This is a genomic window from Mycobacterium sp. MUNTM1 (genome assembly GCF_054660795.1).
On sequence record NZ_BAAGDE010000048.1, the window covers coordinates 1 to 16,684 of the forward strand.

The following is a 16,684-nucleotide window of genomic DNA, read 5'->3' on the forward strand; positions in this document are numbered from 1 at the left end:
CATGCTGGTCATGGACGCCGACCGGTTCGGGATCAGTCAGTTGCACCAGCTGCGCGGGCGGATCGGCCGCGGCCAGCATCCGAGCCTGTGTCTGTTCGCCAGCTGGTCCGCCCCGGGCTCGTCGGCCGGCCGGCGGCTGAACGCGGTGGCCGGGACGCTGGACGGCTTCGCGCTCGCCGACCTCGACCTCAAGGAGCGCAGGGAGGGAGATGTGTTGGGCCGCAACCAGTCCGGCAAGGCGATCACACTGCGGCTGCTGTCCCTGGCCGACCATCAGGAATTCATCGAGGCGGCCCGGGACTTCTGCGTCCAGGCTTACGCCGACGACCGCTCCAACGCCGGCTTGGCCGTGCTGGCGGCGCGATTCACCGACACCGACCGCATCGAATACCTGGACAAATCGTGAATCGCAAAGTGCTGCTGTGGCTGGCCGCGGCCGATCCGCCCGCGCAGCTGGTGCAACTGACTGATCCCGAACCGGTCGGCGTCCATGACCAGCATGACGGTGGCGTTGGGCACATCGACGCCCACCTCGATGACGGTGGTGCACACCAGCACATCGGTCTCGCCGGACCGAAAGGCCGCCATCGCGGCGTCCTTCTCCTCCGCCGACAGCCGCCCGTGCATCAGGCCCAGCCGCAGGCTCGCCAGCTCCCCCGAACGCAGCCGGGCGTACAGACCCTCCGCGGTCTCCGGGGCCTTGGCGTTCTGCTCCTGGTCGCCCGGGTCGTCACTCTCGTCGATGCGCGGCGCCACCACGTAGGCCTGGCGGCCGGCCGCGACCTCCTCGGTGATGCGTTGCCAGGCCCGGTCCAGCCACGCGGGCTTGTCCTTGACGAAGATGACGTTGCTGGTGATGGGCTGGCGGCCGCGCGGAAGTTCGCGCAGCGTCGAGGTTTCCAGGTCGCCGTACACGGTGAGCGCGACGGTACGCGGGATCGGCGTCGCCGTCATCACCAACAGGTGCGGCGTCACGCCGGGACGGGCCTTGGCGCGCAACTGATCTCGCTGCTCGACGCCGAAGCGGTGCTGTTCGTCGACCACCACCATGCCCAGGTTGTCGAATTCCACCGCGTCCTGCAGCAGCGCGTGGGTGCCGACGACGATGCCGACCTCGCCGCCGGCGATCTCGGCGCGGATCTGCTTCTTCTGCGCGGCGGTCGTCGAGCCGGTCAGCAGCGCCAGCCGGGTCCCGTTGTCGGCGCCACCGAGCTGGCCGGCCATCGCCAACGGGCCGAGCACGTCGCGAATCGACCGGAGATGTTGCGCGGCAAGCACTTCCGTCGGGGCCAGCAGTGCGCACTGATAGCCGGCGTCGACCATCTGCAGCATCGCCAGCACCGAGACGATCGTCTTGCCCGAACCCACTTCGCCCTGCAGCAGGCGGTTCAACGGGCGGGTCGCGGCGAGCCCGTCGGACAGCACACTCAGCACTTCGCGCTGCCCCGCGGTCAGCTCGAAGGGCAAGCGCCCCAACAGTTCTGCGGCCAAACCGTCCGGGCGCGGCGGGGCGGGCGGCCCCGACTCCGACAGCTCGCCGTGGCGGCGGGCCACCAGCGCCCACTGCAGGCCGACGGCTTCGTCGAAGGTGAGCCGTTCCCGCGCGTGCTGCCGCCGCGGCTCGCTCTCGGCCAGGTGGATGTCGCGCAATGCCTCGTCCTCGGAGACCAGGCCGAGCTTCACGCGCAGTTCGTCGGGCAGGGGATCCGGCACCGGATCGAGCACGTCGAGCACCTGGCGCACGCACGAAAAGATGTCCCAGCTCTGCAGTTTCGTGCTGGCCGGATAGATCGGGAAGAAGTGGCGTTCGTAGGCGTCCAGCAATTCCTCGCCGCTGGTGGCGCCGGAGACGTCGGCGATGTTCTTCAGGGATCGGGTTCCGCGGTTGCGTCCGTCGAGGATGAGGAACGCCGGGTGCGTCAACTGCATCACGTTGTTGAAGAACCCGACCTCGCCGGACAGCATCACCTTGGCGCCCTTGACCAAATCCTTCTTCAGGTAATTCGCGTTGAAGAACGTCGCGGTCACCTTATTGCGCCCGGCGCCCAGCGTGATGCGGTGGCACATCTTCTTCGGGGTCTTCTTCATCGGGAACGTCTTGGTTTCGGCAATCGTGTCGATGATGGTGATGTGCTCGCCCGTTTCGGGTCGCTCGCCGTCGGCTTCCCAGCGACTGGCACCCTCGGTGTAGCTGCGCGGGTAGTGGCGCAGCAGGTCGTCGACGGTCCGGATGCCGAACACCTCGTCGAGCTGTTCGGCGGCCTTGGCACCCACGACGAAGTCCAGCCGGTCGCTCAGCGACACCATCGCTACTCGACCCCGATCAGCAGCGCGTCGCCGTGGTGGCCGGTGCGGTAGGTGACCAGTTCGGTTCCGGGGTGGTGGTCGTGCATGTGCTCTTCGAGGATGTCGGCGACGGCCCCCGCGTCGCCGTCGGTGTCGATGCCGGCGCCCAGCAGCACCGTCACCAGGTCGCCGCCGGAGGCCAGCAGGAGATCGAGCAGGCCGATCGCCGCCCCGACCGCGTCGGCGGCCACGATCAGCACCTCGTCGCCCGCGATGCCCAGGCCGTCGCCGGGGCGGCAGCGCCCCGCCCACGTCAACGCGCTCTCGGTGGCGATGCGCACCGAGCCGTGTCGCGCCGCACCGGCGGCGCGGGCCATGGTGTAGCCGTCGTCCACGGCCTGCCGGTCGGTTTCGTGCACGGCCAGCGCGGCCAGGCCCTGCACCATCGACCCGGTCGGGATCGGCACCACGTCGATCCCCCAGCCGATGGCCGCGGTGCAGCCGGCCACCAGCTCCTCGGCCGCCACATAGCCGTTGGGCAGCACCATCACCTGGCCGGCGCCGGTGTCGACGACGGCGCGCATCAGCTGGTGCGCGCTGATGTTGGTGGCGGGGTCGTGGCCGGCCGGGTCGCGCTGCAGCACGCAGGCGCCTTCGCCGGCGAACAGCTCGGCCGCGCCCTCGCCGTCGACCACGGCCAGCACCGCCCGCTCCCGCGTCCAGCCGCCGGTGGGCAGGCCGGGGGTGCCGTTGCTCAGCACCGAGATGACGATCCGGCTCAACCGTCCGGCCGCCAGCCCCGCCTCCACGGCGGCGCCGGCGTCGTCGGTGTGCACGTGGACCGAGTACGTCCGCTGCGCCGACGACGGCGCCGAGGCGATGCCCACCGAATCGCCCAGCTCGCCCAGCCGGTCGCGCAGCCTGTCCGCCGCCGTGGGCTCGCAGCCGTCCAGCCGGTACATCACCTCGAACTGGGGTGCCGGGCGCTGCGCGGCCACCTCCAGCTGGGGCGCTCGCGGCGACAGCTCGTACACTGTGCGGGCCGGCGCCTGCCCGGTGATGGTGCACCGCAACGCATCCAGCAGGACCAGCAGACCGCGCCCGCCGGCGTCCACGGCGCCGGCGTCGGCCAGCACGTCGAGCTGTTCAGGCGTCTTTTCCAGCGCCACCACCGCCGCGTCACCCGCGGCGATCACCGCCGGCACCAGCCCGTCGCCGGCCTTGGCGCACTGCGCAACCGCACCGGCGGCCGCCCGCAGCACCGACACGATGGTCCCGGGAACCTCCTCGCCGCCCATCGAGCTGATCACCAGCTCCACGCCGCGCTGCAGCGCCGCACCGAGGACGGCGACGTCGATGTGGGCCAGCTCGCCGCCCGCGTCGGCCGCCGCCGTCGCGGTGGCGTCGGCGATGCCGCGCAGGATCTGCGACAGGATCACCCCGGAATTGCCCCGCGCGCCGTTCAGCGCGCCGGTCGACAGCGCCGCCGCGGCCCGCGCCACGCAGGTCGAGCCGCCCTCGGCGCCGGCGCCCACCTTGGCCTCGGCCAGGGCCGAACGCATGGTGAACAGCATGTTGGCGCCGGTGTCGGAGTCGGCGACGGGGAAGACATTGAGCCGGTTGATCTCGTCGATGTGCGTGATCAGGTCGCTGACGGCGGTGTGCGCCCAGTCGCGCAGCGTGCTCGCGTCCAGGAGACGATCCTGCGACGTGTCAGCAGTACCCAGGGTGACCCACCTCCTCCGCACCAATTCCGGGGTGGGCGCCAGCGTAGCCGCGCGAAGGAACCGCCGCGTTCAGTTGCTCGGCGCCGTTGCGAAAGCCTGAGCAGCGAGCATCAGACCCATCTGATCGAGGTGGCCCTCGACGCCATTCACCTCCGCAAGGATAAACCGCGGCCGGGCTTAATAGCCCTGCCTGATACCGGGATTGGCCTGCCCCACGAGCATGCGCAGATTGCTGCCGTCGCGGTTCACCCCGTAGCGACTCATCTGATAGTTGATCGACGCGCACGCGGCGGCCACCGGATCCCATGCCGAGTTGGACGTCCCCGCCTGGTGAAAAGCCGCGAAGGTATCGGGCATCACCTGCCACGGTCCCCGGGTCGCGTGGAGCGGGCCCCCGTCGAGCTGGCGCGGCCCGTAGGCATTGCTGTCCGACAGGTTGATGGCACCCGAGTGGAACTGGGCCTCGTGATCGGCGATGGTCATCATTCCCTCGATCCAATGACCGCGGGCCGGCGGATCGGTAATCCCTATCCGCGTCAGCGCCTCTTCCAGGTAGCCGCGGACCGCCTCCGGTCCGTCCGGCCATGCTCCGCGGCCGTCGAAAGCCACCTGCCGCAGGTCTATCCCGCGCGGGGCGGCGGCAGCCTCGGACACCACGGCACGACGACCATCGGGCTGCCACCACGACGCGGCGGCGCCGGCCCGGCCGGTCCACGACGCTTTCGGGCCCGGGCCGAAGCCGCCGGCCGGGGTGTTACCCGAGGTACCGCCCATAGCGACGCTCCCCAGCGCCGTCACCACCAGATAAGCCGCCGCGACCCGTCGCAACCGCGATGTCAACCGTCGTACGCCCGCCGGACGCCCGCGCCGGTTTTCGACGCGGGCGCAACCAGCGGTGTTTTCGGCGCGCGCAACCACTCCGCGCACTCCCCTCAAACCTGCCGATATTTGCTTCCCAGCCTCATCCGCAGCTCCGCGCGGGCCGGCACCACCGGGAAGAAGACTTCAGTCACGGCCAGCGCGCCGTCCACGCCTTACACGGGACGCGCCGACCCTCGGCGGCGACGCCATCCTAACGGCGGTTTGCCCGAGCAACCCGTTGCCAGCGGCAACTGTGATCGACTCCATGTCGACGCCACGACGGGTTCCAGCACACAGCCGACCCGGCGTGACACCCCGTAACCGCAGGGTCAGGCGGTGGTGACCGTTTTGGTGGTTGCCACCACAGTCGGTATTCTGATTGGGCCCGGGCGAACCCGGGCTGTCCCGGCCAGATTGCCGGACCCCCGAGATTTGAGGAGCTTGAACAATGGCCGCTGTGTGCGACATCTGCGGGAAAGGCCCCGGCTTCGGTAAGTCGGTGTCGCACTCCCACCGCCGCACCAGCCGCCGGTGGGACCCCAACGTCCAGACCGTGCACGTCGTCACCCGTCCGGGCGGCAACAAGCAACGCCTGAACGTCTGCACGTCCTGCATCAAGGCCGGCAAGGTCGTCCGCGGGTAGGGGCGATCGCAAGCGCGGCCGCGGCGACCGCAAGCGCGGCGTAGCTAGGGCCTTGCAGCTACATGACGACGTGCCCGGCGTCGACGGGCACCGACACACCCGTCACATAACGTGATTTCGGGCCGGCCAGCCACAGCACCGCCTCGGTGACGTCCTGCGCCTCGACCAGCGGCACGTCCGGCAGCAGCATCTGAGAGACGGCCGGGTTCGGGTTCTCCAGCATCCGGTTGACGACGAAGTCGTTCAGGATCATCGGCGTCATGACACCGGCCGGGTGAATCGAGTTGACCCGGATCTTGTGCGGCGCATAGGCATTGGCGGCCGAACGCATCAATCCCACCACGCCGTGCTTGGAAGCGGCGTAGGCGAACATCGCCGAACTGCCGTCGCCGCCCCGCCCGGTCAGACCCTGCGACGAGCTGATCATCACGATCGAGCCGCCCCGTCCCTTGCGGATTATCGACGGCACGGTCGCGAGCAGTGTGTGCCAGACCCCCTTGAGATTCGTGTCCACGATCGAGTTGAACACCGGCTCGGAATGGGCGTCGGTATCGCCGATCGCGACCACTCCCGCGTTGGCGATGACGATGTCCACCTCTCCGATCGCGTCGATCGCGCCCTGCACCCCGGCCTCCAGCTGTGCCAGGACGCGGACGTCGGCGACGACGGGCACGGCCTTGCGCCCCGCGGCTTCGACCAGCCGTACGGTCTCCTCGAGGTCGGCCTTGGTTCCCAACGAGTAGGGAATCGCCTCGAGGTCGGCGCAGATGTCGACGGCGATGATGTCGGCGCCCTGCTCGGCCAGCGCCACGGCGTGGCTGCGGCCCTGGCCGCGCGCGGCGCCGGTGATCACGGCAACCGTGTCGTCGAAGTCACCCATGACTACACCTCCAGTGTCGTGCCGGTCTCGCGCTCGGCGAAGGCCACCAAGCGCCCGGCGGTGTCGTAGTCGCACGCCAGCGCCGTGCGGCCGATGAGCACCGGCCCACCGCGCAGCCCGAACCTGCCGCTGACCCCGACGTAGCTGCCCGGCGGAATAGGCTCGCTGATGCAGTAGAGCGTGGGCGCCGCACCCTCGTCGATGTCGTTGGCCAACCGGTCGGCCACCGCCTTGACCCCCTTGTGGGCCAGCGACTTCAGCGGCGAGTCGCCCAGGTTCGACAGGTTGGAGGCCACCCAGCCCGGGTGGGTGAGCTGCGTGACGATCGGCGACCCGGCCGCGCGCAGCCTGCGGTCCAGCTCCAGCCCCCACAGCATGACGGCGAGCTTCGACTGCGCGTAGGCGCCCAGCCGCGTCCACTTGTGCCGGCGCAGGTGCGGATCGTCGAGCCGCAGCGTCGCCGACCGGTGCGCGTCGGAGCCGACGTTGATGATCTGTGAGCGCACCTTTCCCAGCAGCAGATTGGTCAGGGCGAAGGGCCCGAGCAGGTTGGTGCCCAGCGTCATCTCGAAGCCGTCGACGGTGTCGGTGCGCCGGTCGGTCAGGGCCCCCGCGTTGTTGATCAGGATGTCCACCGGCTCGTGGATCTGGCCCGCGAACGCGCGCACCGACGACAGGTCGGCGAGGTCGAGCTTGACCACGGCGGTCGAGCCGCCCATCGCGGAGATTTCGGCGGCGCGCTGCTCGCCGAGTTGGGTGTTGCGCACGGCCAGGATCACGTGCGCACCGGCTTTGCCGAGCGCACGCGCGGTGCCGAGCCCGACGCCGTTGGTCGCTCCGGTCACGATCACGCGTTTGCCGGTGAGGTTGCCGAGTCGGCTCGGCGTCCACGGTAAGGTCACGGCGATCAAGAGTAATGGTCGGTTCTATGTAAGTTGGACCGGTTCTGCCAACATTGTTGCGGAACTACAGCGGAAGACTCCCGAGGCGGTTCGACAATGAGTGACAGCGCCACCGAGATCACCAACCTCATCTACACCTATGCGCAGCTTCTCGACGACGGCGACCTGGACGGGGTGGCCCGGCTGTTCGAGCACGGCCGCATCTGCGGGATGGAAGACGGGCCGCCCGAGACGGTGTTCGCCGGTTCGGCCCGGGTGCGGGAGATGTACGACATGGCCACGCGGATCTACGAAGACGGCACCCCGAAGACCAAACACAACACCACCAACGTGCAGCTCGACATCGACGAGGCGGCCGGGACCGCGCGGAGCACCTCGTATTACTGCGTCACGCAGGCCACCCCGGAGCTGCCGCTGCAGGTCATCGTGACGGGGCACTACAAGGACACGTTCCACCGCGTGGACGGGGCGTGGCGCTTCGACAGCCGCACCATGTTCGTCGACCAGGTCGGCGACGTCAGCCGGCATCTGAAGTTCTGACCCGTGGCATCCGCGAGCGCGTCCGACGGCCCGTTCCACCCGGCCGCCGTGCTGGCCGATGCGCAACGCAAGGAAGGCCTCACCGATTGGGGCCCCGGCGAATTCGAGGGCCCGCTGGCCGTGTTGCTGGCCGACTACGCCCGGGCCGACCTCAACGCCATCGGCGTGCACATCCTGCGGTCGGGCCTCGTGCACAGCCTGCGGATGCGGCTGCGCGCCCAGGAGTGGATCCGCCGGCACCCGGAGATCCTCGACGAGCGGGTGGCCGCGCCGATCGTCGTCGTCGGGATGATGCGCAGCGGCACCACGCTGTTGCAGCGGCTGCTGGCCGCCGACCCGCGCTTCGTCTGTGCCTACGGCTGGGAAGTGGTCGAGGCCGCACCCAAGCTCGACTATCGGTTCGGCGGCGTCGATCCTCGCATCGCCATCAGCGAAGCGCGCGAGGCGAAATCCCGTGAGCTGGCGCCCGAATTGTTCTCCATTCACCCGATGTACGCGCGGGAGGCCGAGGAGGAGATCGTCTTTCTGGCCGACGCCTTCCTGTCGCACGTCCCTGAGTCGGGCGCGCATTTGCCGCACTACCGGTCCTGGCTCGACGGGCAGGACTTCTCCCCCGCCTACGACCACCTGCACCGCATGCTGCAATTCCTGCAGTGGCAGAAGCGGCAGCGTGGCGAGCGGGTCCGGCGCTGGGTGCTCAAATCGCCTGCGCACCTTGGGTATCTGAATCTACTGCGGGCGAGGTTTCCCGACCTGCACATCGTGCACATGCATCGCGACCCGCGCACCACGATCGCGTCGGGGGCCAGCCTCAACGCGACCCTGCATGCGATGCACGCCGACACCGTCGACACGGATCGGGTCGGCAAGCAATGGCTGCAGCGGATGGGCTGGACCAATGACAGGGCGATGACCGCCCGCGACGGCTGGGCCGACGAGGGCGCCGTGGTCACCGACATCGGATTCGGCGAGGCGGTGGCCGACCCCATCGGCCAGGTGGCCCGTGTCTACGACGCCATCGGCCTGGCGCTGACGGCAGACGCCGAGGAGGCGATGCGGCGCTGGCTGGCGCAGCGCCCCCGGGAGCTGCCGCGCCCGCCCTACGGGCTGGAGAGCTTCGGACTGCGTCCCGAGCAGGTCGACGAGCGATTCACTTTGTACAACAGGCGTTTTGGACAGCACATCGGAGGAACAGCACATGCCTGAGCACCCGGTCGCGACGGCGTCCCAGCACGAACAGGAGCTGGCGGCCCTCGACCTGATCGAGCACCCCACCGTCAAGGCCGCTTACCGCACGGTCGCCGAGACGTGGCTGGGCCGGGCCAAGGCGTCGGACGCGATGCGCGAACGGTTCGACGACGCGTTCGCCGAGGTGATGTTCTCCGCGGCGGTGTGGTCGTCCAATCAGGACAAGCTGCGGCCCAAGGTCACCTGCATCACCCGGCTCGCACACCCGGTGGACGGCCGCCGCGTCCCCGGATCACGTTGGGGCATCGACAATCCCGACAGCGTGTATCGGGTGATCCCCATCTCCGGGGACGAGCGCTATGAGATCCGCGGCCGGGTGGGCGAGCACCGCATGACCGAGAACTACTTCACGCTGTGGGACGCGCACATGGGCACCGTCGCCGTGCTCAACGGCCGCACCATGCAGGTCGACTCCGACGGCGGCTACACCATCACCGTCGACGCCGACCCCGCCAACGGCCGGCCCAACCACGTGCAGACCACGGCGGAAGCCCACGAGTTCTACATCCGCGACGTGCTGCTGGACTGGGGCCGCGATGACCCCAATCACATTGACGTGCAACGGCTTGGTGGTCCGCCGGCCGCCCCGGCGCGCACCCTCGACGAGCAGGCCGAGGCCACCGCGGCGATGATGGACTACTTTGCGAACTTCACCGGCAAGCTCAGCCACGGCATCTACAAGATGCCGCCCAACCACTTCAACCTGGCCTGGTCGGCCGACAAGGTCGGCGCGATGCGCAACCAGGTCTACGTCATGGGCCGGTTCGACCTCGCCCCCGACGAGGCGTTCGTCGTCGACCTCAATGACGGTGGCGCCGAGTACTTCACGGTGCCGCTGAGCAACATCTGGGGCACCACGCTCGATCTCGTCGACCGCACCGGAAGCCTCAACAAGGCGCAGTCGGTGGCAGGCGAGGACGGCTCGTACACCTACGTGATCTCACCCGAAGATCCCGGCGTGGCGAACTGGATCGACTCCGACGGTCTGCGGGAGGCCATCTTGACTCTGCGCATGGCGGAGTTCGGCGAGGGCGGTCCCAGCGAAAACCTCGGCGCGCGTGGACGGGTGATCAAGCTGGACCGGCTCGACACCGAGGTGCCACACCTGCCTCGGGTCGACCGGCAACAGCGGGCAACGGAACTGGCCGAGCGGCGCAAGGCATACCTGCGCCGCCTGCCGGAAGGGACGATCTGACGATGGCGCGCTGGCTGATCACGGGATGCTCCACCGGCTTCGGTCGCGAGATCGCGCGCGCCGCGCTGCAAGCCGGCCACAGCGTGGTGGTGACCGCGCGGCGGCCCGAGGCGGTAGCTGACATCGCCGACGAGTTCGGGGATCGGGCCGTCGCGGTGGCCCTCGACGTGACCGACGCCGCCCAGATCGCGGCGGCGGTGGCGGCGGCCGACGAGGCGTTCGGCGGAATCGACGTCCTGGTCAACAACGCCGGCCACGGCTACCTGTCCTCGGTCGAAGAGGGCGAGGACGCCGAGGTTCGAAAGTTGTTCGACGTCAACTACTTCGGTGCCGTCGACATGATCAAGTCGGTGCTGCCCGCCATGCGCGCCCGCGGATCGGGCCACATCATCAACATCTCCTCGATGACCGGTCTGGTGGCCAACCCGCCCAACGCCTACTACTCGTCGACCAAATTCGCGCTGGAGGCGGTGACCGAGGCGCTGGCCGCCGAGGTGCGCCCACTGGGCATCAAGGTGACCGCGATCGAACCGGGCGCGTTCCGCACCGACTGGGCGACGCGATCGATGAAGGAATCCGGCAGCCCGATCTCCGACTACGCCGACGTCGCCGCGCGCAAGGACCTGATCAAGCAGTTCGCCGATCACCTGCCCGGCGACCCGAAAAAGGTGGCCGACGCGGTGCTGATGGTGACCACGCTCGACGAACCGCCCCTGCGGCTGCTGCTGGGCCGCGACGTGCTGAAGGCCATGCGCGACAAGATCACTGCGATGTCGGCGTCCATCGAGGAGTGGAAGGCCGTGACGAAGGACGTCAATTTCGCGGACTCGTGACGGTACTCAGTCCCGCACGATGAGGACCGTCTTGCCGGCGCGCCTGCCGCTGTCGCGGCTTTCGTACGCTTCCCGGCCGTCGTCGAGGCCGAACGTCTGGGCGATCGCGACGTGCAACCGGTCGCCGTCCACCAGCGCTGCGAGTTCGTCGAGCTGATCGCGATTCGGCGTGACGATGAAAGAGGTTGCGGTGACCCCGAACTCGTCGGCCCTGCCGGCCGGAGGCGGTGCCGACAAGGTGACCAGCCGGCCGCCGCGGCGCAGCACGCCGAACGACCGCTCCAACGTCTGGCCGCCCACCGTGTCGATGACGACGTCGTAACCGGCGCCGGTGTCGTCGAACGCCTCGGTGCGCACGTCGATCACGCGCTGCGCGCCGCACCCGCGCAAGAGATTGGCGGTGTCGCTGCGCACCGTCGCGGTGACCCGGGCGCCCAGCATCGCGGCCAGCTGGACCGTCAACAGGCCCACTCCCCCCGCGCCTCCGGTCACCAGGACGGCCTCTCCCGGTTGCACCGCGGCGTGGTCGACCAACGCCTGCACGGCGGTCAGGCCGGCCAGCGGCAGCGCGGCGGCGACGGCGTGCGACACCGTCGACGGCTTGGTGGCCAGGTCGGCCGCGGGCACCGCGACGAAATCGGCCGCGGCTCCGTCGCGGTCGAACCCGATCAACCCGTACACCTCGGCGCCGGGCGCAAAATCCGTGACGTCGGCGGCGACCGCCTTGACGACGCCCGACACCTCGTGGGACGGGATCACCGGGACGCGGCTGGCCCCGTCGCGGATCCAGGTCTCGTCCCACGTCAGCTCATCGAACGTGATCCCGGCCGCGTGCACGGCCACCAAGACCTCGCCCGCGGCGGGCACCGGGATCGGCGCCCGTTCCAGCACCAGCTGCTCCGGGCCGCCCCGCCGGTGCGCGCGCAGCGCGGTCATCTCGCTCACGGCAGGCGCCAATCGATCGCGTCGGCGCCCATCCCGGCCAGCAGGTCGTTGGCGCGGCTGAACGGGCGCGAACCGAAGAACCCGCGCGACGCCGACAGCGGCGACGGATGCGGCGACTCAATGGCGACGCAATTTCCTTGGGCGAGAATCGGTTTGAGTGTCGATGCGTCGCGACCCCACAGGATCGCCACCAGTGGGCGCGACCGCTCCGTCAGCGCCCGGATGGCGCATTCGGTCACCGCCTCCCAGCCCTTGCCGCGGTGCGAGGCGGGATTACTGGGGCGCACCGTGAGCACCCTGTTCAGCAGCAGCACGCCGCGCTGCGCCCACGGCGTCAGGTCACCGGACGAGGGCGGCGGATGGCCCAGATCGGCGGTGTACTCCTGAAAGATGTTGGCCAGACTGCGCGGCAGCGGCCGCACCTCGGGCGCCACCGAAAAGCTCAGCCCCACAGCGTGTCCGGGCGTCGGATACGGGTCCTGCCCGACGATCAGCACCCTGACGTCGTCGAAGGGATAGGTGAAGGCGCGCAACACATTTGGGCCCGCCGGCAGATACCTGCGCCCGGCCGCGATCTCGGCCCGCAGGAACTGCCCCATCTCCGCCACCTGGCCGGTCACCGGCTGCAGCGCACTCGCCCAGCCCGGCTCGACCAGTTCACCCAACGGACGCGCGGTCATCATCGGCTCTTCGCGATCGCGTAAACGGTCACCGCGTCACCCTAATACGACTGCCAGCCGGCGTAGCCGCTCCACTCCTGATCGTCGACCAGCACCCGCGCCGGCCCGTCGAGAACCCGCCCGATGATGCGCCATCCGGCCGGCGCCGGACCGGCGTAACACGCCACCAGCGCGTGGTCCTCCCCACCGCCCAGCACCCAATGCCAGGGGTCGGCGCCGACGGCGGCCGCGGCGGCGGCAAGCGCGTCGCGGTCCGCGCACAGCGCCGCCGTGGACAGATCCATGCCCACCCCCGACGCCTCGGCGACATGACGCAGGTCGGCGATCAGGCCGTCGGAGATGTCGATCATCGCCTGCGCACCCCCGGCCGCGGCGACCGCGCCCTGACCGTAGGGCGGCCGCGGCACCGCATGCCGGCGCCGCAGCTCATCGAAGCCGTCAATGCCGTTGCCCCACAGGTCGAATCCGGCGGCCGAGCGGCCCAGCTCCCCGGCGACGGCGATCAGCGCGCCCGGCTTCGCGCCCGAGCGCCGCACCGGTGCGCGTCCCTCCGAGTCGCCCAGCACCGTCACCGAGATGACCCACTGCGGGCAGTGGACCAGGTCACCGCCGGCGATGCCGGCACCGATCCGCCGCGCCTCGTCCCACATCCCGTCGACCAGGGCATCCACCATCGCCGCCGGCGTGTCCCCGGGCGCGCCGAAGGCGACCACGAACGCCGTCGGCCGACCGCCCATCGCCTCGATGTCCGCCGCGTTCTGGGCGATCGCCTTGCGGCCGATGTCGTGCGGCGTGGACCAGTCCAGCCGGAAGTGCCGATCCTGCACCAGCATGTCGGTCGACACCAGGACGCGGCCGTCACCCGACAACACCAGCGCCGCATCGTCGCCCGGCCCGAGCTCGACCGCGGCGGGCTGCTCGCGACCCCGCACCAGGCGATCGATCACGGCGAACTCACCGACTTGCCGCAGCGACTCGCCCGATTCGTCTCGCACGCCACCCACGATAGGGCTCGAGCCCTGGGGCTACGCGGGCCGGTTTCGGCCCGAGAATAAATTGGCACCCGGGTAAACGAAGGCGATAGTAATTAGCGGGACAAGGAGGTACGGGCGGTGGCAGCCGAATCGGACGCCGATGCCGGGCCGCCGCGCGCGCTGATCATCGCCGCCATCGCCCTGGCCGTCGTGACCATCGGCGTGATCCTGGCCATCGCGGCCACCCGCGAGGCTCCCCCGCGTTCGGTGGCCGTTCCCGCGGTCCCGGCGCCGCAGGCCGACGGCTCCGCGTGCCGGGCGCTGATGGGCGCGCTGCCGCAGCGGCTCGGCGACTACCAGCGTGCGCCCCTCGAGCAGCCGGCGCCGCACGGCGCCGCCGCCTGGCGCAGCGGACCGGACAGTGACCCGGTGGTGCTGCGCTGCGGGCTGGACCGCCCGGGCGAGTTCGTCCTCGGATCCCCGATTCAGGTTGTCGATCGGGTGCAGTGGTTCCAGGTGCGTGCCGAACAGCAATCCGCCGGTGACGCGGGCAGATCCACCTGGTACGCGGTAGACCGCGGAACCTATGTGGCGCTCACGCTGCCGACCGGGTCGGGCCCGACGCCGATCCAGCGGCTGTCCGAGGTGATCGACCACACCATCCCGGCGGCGCCCATCGACCCGGGCCAGCCCCGATAGCTCGGGTCAGCGCAGGCCGACGCCGCGGGCCAGCGCGGTCTCGACCATCGTCGCCAGCAGGGTCGCATAATCCACGCCGCTGGCCGCCCACATCCTCGGGTACATCGAGATCGTGGTGAACCCCGGCATGGTGTTGATCTCGTTGAGGACCGGCCCGTCCTCGGTGAGGAAGAAGTCCACCCGGGCCAGCCCCTGGCAGTCGATGGCCCGGAACGCCCGGACCGCGAATTGGCGTACCGTGTCGGCGATTTCGTCGTCCACTTTGGCGGGCACATCCAATTCGGCGGCGTCGTCCAGGTATTTGGTGGAGAAGTCGTAGAACGAATCCTCGCGACCGCGCACCCCGGCCACCCGGATCTCGCCCAGCGTGCTGGCTTCCACTGTGCCGTCCGGCATTTCGAGCACACCGCATTCCAGCTCGCGGCCGACGATCGCCGCCTCGACAATGACCTTGGGGTCGTGGCGGCGTGCGACGGCGATCGCGCCCTCCAGCTGATCCCAGCTCGATACCCGGCTCACGCCGATCGAGGAGCCGCCACGCGCGGGTTTGACGAACACCGGCAGGCCCAGCCGCTCGCGCTCCTCGGGGCGCAGCCTCGAACGCGACGGGCGCAGCACCGCGTAGTCGCCGACCGGCAACCCTTCGGCGGTGAACAGCTTCTTGGTGAACTCTTTGTCCATGCCGGCGGCGCTGGCCAGCACGCCGGCCCCGACGTAGGGCACACCGGCGAGTTCCAGCAGACCCTGCACGGTGCCGTCCTCGCCGTAGGGTCCGTGCAGCACCGGAAAGACGACATCGACCGACGCCAGCACCTCACTGGCGCCCGGCGCCAGCGACACCAGCTGGCCGCTGCGACCGGGGTCGGCCGGCAGCGCCAATTCGGTGCCGGATTCGGCGGTCACCTCGGGCAATCGACGGTTGGTGATCGCCAGCGCGGCGGGATCGCCGTCGGTGAGCACCCACGATCCTTGCGGGGTGATGCCGATTGCGACCACGTCGAACCGCTCCGGGTCCAGGTTGCGCAGAATGCTACCCGCGGAGACGCACGAGATGGCGTGTTCGTTGCTGCGCCCGCCGAAAACGACGGCGACGCGCACCCGATCGCCGCCCCGTGCGCTGGGGTGCGGCGTCGACCGCTCGCTGGCATTCACAATCTCAAGAGGCTACCGGGTGGCACCCGAACCGGTCGGGTAGCGGGCCTTTGCCTGGCCTTTTCATATGTTCGGCGTCGCTTATTCGGGCTTGGTGCTGCGGCCCAGGAGCAGGGCCATCGCCTCGTCGACCGACAGCCCCTTGTGGCACACGCGGTGCACGGCGTCGGTGAGGGGCATCTCGACGTCGTAACTGGCGGCCAGCGCCAGCACCGACTCGCAGGACGTCACACCCTCGACGACGTGCCCGTCACCGCCGTCGGGAGTGCCCGCCAGCAGCGTCTGGATGGTCGCTCCCCGGCCGAGCCGTTCGCCCAGGGAGCGGTTGCGCGAGCGCGGTGAGCTGCAGGTGGCCACCAGGTCGCCCACTCCGGCCAGCCCGGCCAGCGTCGCGCCCTTGGCGCCGAGCGCAATGCCCAGCCGCATGATCTCGGCCAGGCCGCGGGTGATGATCGCCGCCACGGTGTTCTCGCCGAGCCCAACCCCGACGGCCATCCCGCACGCGAGAGCGATGACGTTCTTGCAGGCCCCGCCGACCTCGGTGCCGACCACGTCGCTGTTGGTGTACGGGCGGAAGTATCCGCTGTTCAGCATGCGCTGCAGGGCGACGGCCCGGCCCGAGTCGCTACACGCGATGACGGTGGCCGCGGGCTGGGACGCGGCGATCTCGCTGGCCAGGTTCGGCCCGGAGATCACCGCCACCTGCGACTGGTCGACGCCGGTGACCGCCACGATGACCTGGCTCATCCGCATCAGCGTGCCCAGCTCGATGCCCTTGGCCAGGCTGACCAGGGTCGCGCCCTCGCGAATCAGCGGCGCCCAGCGCTCCAGGTTGCCGCGCATCGTCTGCGCCGGCACGCCCAGCAACACCGTCGAGGCGTCGCGCAGCGCCTCGGCCGCGTCGGCGGTGGCGCGGATGCCCGCGGGCAGTTCCGTGCCGGGTAGGTAGTCGGGGTTGTGCCGGGTGGAGTTGATCCGCTCGGCGAGCTCGGGCCTGCGGGTCCAGAGCGTGACCCCGGCGTCCGGCCCCCCGGCGTCGACCAGCACCTTGGCCAGCGCCGTTCCCCACGCCCCGGCACCCATGACCGCGACGGCACCTGATGATGCGCTGGTCATCTA

General features: G+C 70.0%; 15 protein-coding genes and 2 pseudogenes. 7 read left to right on the top strand and 10 right to left on the bottom strand.

What is annotated here, in order from left to right; translation table 11 throughout:
- Positions 1–406: pseudogene (locus tag ACYQ8K_RS22765) on the top strand (ATP-dependent DNA helicase RecG); the annotation flags it as partial.
- A gap of 20 nt (positions 407–426) precedes the next feature.
- On the opposite strand, the pseudogene recG reads toward ACYQ8K_RS22765, so the two are convergent.
- The 3 genes and pseudogenes from recG to ACYQ8K_RS22780 all read right to left on the bottom strand — a co-directional run.
- A pseudogene (gene recG / locus ACYQ8K_RS22770) lies at positions 427–2,307 on the bottom strand (ATP-dependent DNA helicase RecG); the annotation flags it as partial.
- Positions 2,308–2,309: 2 nt separating this feature from the next.
- Entirely contained in the window at positions 2,310–4,013 is a 1,704-nt protein-coding gene (locus ACYQ8K_RS22775; RefSeq protein WP_459972596.1) for a DAK2 domain-containing protein, read from the bottom strand.
- Positions 4,014–4,190: 177 nt separating this feature from the next.
- Positions 4,191–4,667, bottom strand: coding sequence for a hypothetical protein (locus ACYQ8K_RS22780; RefSeq protein WP_459972597.1), 477 nt, complete (start codon positions 4,665–4,667; stop codon positions 4,191–4,193).
- A 655-nt stretch (positions 4,668–5,322) separates the two neighbouring features.
- Here ACYQ8K_RS22780 and rpmB point away from each other — a divergent pair.
- Positions 5,323–5,517: a 50S ribosomal protein L28 gene (gene rpmB / locus ACYQ8K_RS22785; protein ID WP_046185726.1), complete on the top strand. Its 195-nt coding sequence runs from the start codon at positions 5,323–5,325 to the stop codon at positions 5,515–5,517.
- Between the two features lie 58 nt (positions 5,518–5,575).
- On the opposite strand, the gene ACYQ8K_RS22790 is transcribed toward rpmB, so the two are convergent.
- Together ACYQ8K_RS22790 and ACYQ8K_RS22795 are read right to left on the bottom strand one after the other, a co-directional pair.
- Positions 5,576–6,397, bottom strand: a complete 822-nt coding sequence (locus tag ACYQ8K_RS22790; protein ID WP_459972536.1) for a mycofactocin-coupled SDR family oxidoreductase — start codon at positions 6,395–6,397, stop codon at positions 5,576–5,578.
- A gap of 2 nt (positions 6,398–6,399) precedes the next feature.
- On the bottom strand, positions 6,400–7,299 hold the full coding sequence (locus ACYQ8K_RS22795) for an SDR family NAD(P)-dependent oxidoreductase (RefSeq protein ID WP_459972538.1): 900 nt from the start codon (positions 7,297–7,299) through the stop codon (positions 6,400–6,402).
- A gap of 96 nt (positions 7,300–7,395) precedes the next feature.
- Here ACYQ8K_RS22795 and ACYQ8K_RS22800 point away from each other — a divergent pair, with 96 nt between their 5' ends.
- Genes ACYQ8K_RS22800 through ACYQ8K_RS22815 form a run of 4 tightly spaced genes read left to right on the top strand, consistent with a single transcriptional unit; the run spans position 7,396 to position 11,115 of the window.
- Positions 7,396–7,839, top strand: a complete 444-nt coding sequence (locus ACYQ8K_RS22800; RefSeq protein WP_459972540.1) for a nuclear transport factor 2 family protein — start codon at positions 7,396–7,398, stop codon at positions 7,837–7,839.
- Positions 7,840–7,842: 3 nt separating this feature from the next.
- Entirely contained in the window at positions 7,843–9,045 is a 1,203-nt protein-coding gene (locus ACYQ8K_RS22805; protein WP_459972542.1) for a sulfotransferase family protein, read from the top strand.
- Complete coding sequence (locus ACYQ8K_RS22810; protein WP_459972544.1) at positions 9,038–10,282, top strand: hypothetical protein; 1,245 nt, start codon at positions 9,038–9,040, stop codon at positions 10,280–10,282. The genes ACYQ8K_RS22805 and ACYQ8K_RS22810 overlap by 8 nt, the downstream gene beginning before the upstream one ends.
- A 2-nt stretch (positions 10,283–10,284) precedes the next feature.
- The gene (locus tag ACYQ8K_RS22815) at positions 10,285–11,115 is read left to right on the top strand and encodes an oxidoreductase (protein ID WP_459972545.1); all 831 of its coding nucleotides are present in this window, start codon (positions 10,285–10,287) and stop codon (positions 11,113–11,115) included.
- A 6-nt stretch (positions 11,116–11,121) separates the two neighbouring features.
- Here ACYQ8K_RS22815 and ACYQ8K_RS22820 read toward each other — a convergent pair whose 3' ends face one another.
- From ACYQ8K_RS22820 to ACYQ8K_RS22830, 3 genes are read right to left on the bottom strand one after another with little or no spacing between them, the layout of a single operon-like run.
- Positions 11,122–12,051: an NADP-dependent oxidoreductase gene (locus ACYQ8K_RS22820; RefSeq protein ID WP_459972599.1), complete on the bottom strand. Its 930-nt coding sequence runs from the start codon at positions 12,049–12,051 to the stop codon at positions 11,122–11,124.
- A 5-nt stretch (positions 12,052–12,056) separates the two neighbouring features.
- Positions 12,057–12,740 carry a uracil-DNA glycosylase gene (locus tag ACYQ8K_RS22825; protein WP_459972546.1) on the bottom strand — a complete coding sequence of 228 codons (684 nt, stop codon included), beginning with the start codon at positions 12,738–12,740 and terminating at the stop codon, positions 12,057–12,059.
- A gap of 41 nt (positions 12,741–12,781) precedes the next feature.
- The gene (locus ACYQ8K_RS22830; protein ID WP_459972548.1) at positions 12,782–13,735 is read right to left on the bottom strand and encodes a thiamine-phosphate kinase; all 954 of its coding nucleotides are present in this window, start codon (positions 13,733–13,735) and stop codon (positions 12,782–12,784) included.
- 117 nt (positions 13,736–13,852) lie between these two features.
- On the opposite strand from ACYQ8K_RS22830, the gene ACYQ8K_RS22835 reads away from it, so the two are divergent.
- Positions 13,853–14,413, top strand: coding sequence for a DUF3515 domain-containing protein (locus ACYQ8K_RS22835; RefSeq protein ID WP_459972550.1), 561 nt, complete (start codon positions 13,853–13,855; stop codon positions 14,411–14,413).
- A gap of 6 nt (positions 14,414–14,419) precedes the next feature.
- Here ACYQ8K_RS22835 and ACYQ8K_RS22840 read toward each other — a convergent pair whose 3' ends face one another.
- Positions 14,420–15,565: a D-alanine--D-alanine ligase family protein gene (locus tag ACYQ8K_RS22840; RefSeq protein WP_459972551.1), complete on the bottom strand. Its 1,146-nt coding sequence runs from the start codon at positions 15,563–15,565 to the stop codon at positions 14,420–14,422.
- Positions 15,566–15,646: 81 nt separating this feature from the next.
- Positions 15,647–16,681, bottom strand: coding sequence for an NAD(P)H-dependent glycerol-3-phosphate dehydrogenase (locus ACYQ8K_RS22845; RefSeq protein ID WP_459972553.1), 1,035 nt, complete (start codon positions 16,679–16,681; stop codon positions 15,647–15,649).
- Positions 16,682–16,684 lie beyond the last annotated feature (3 nt).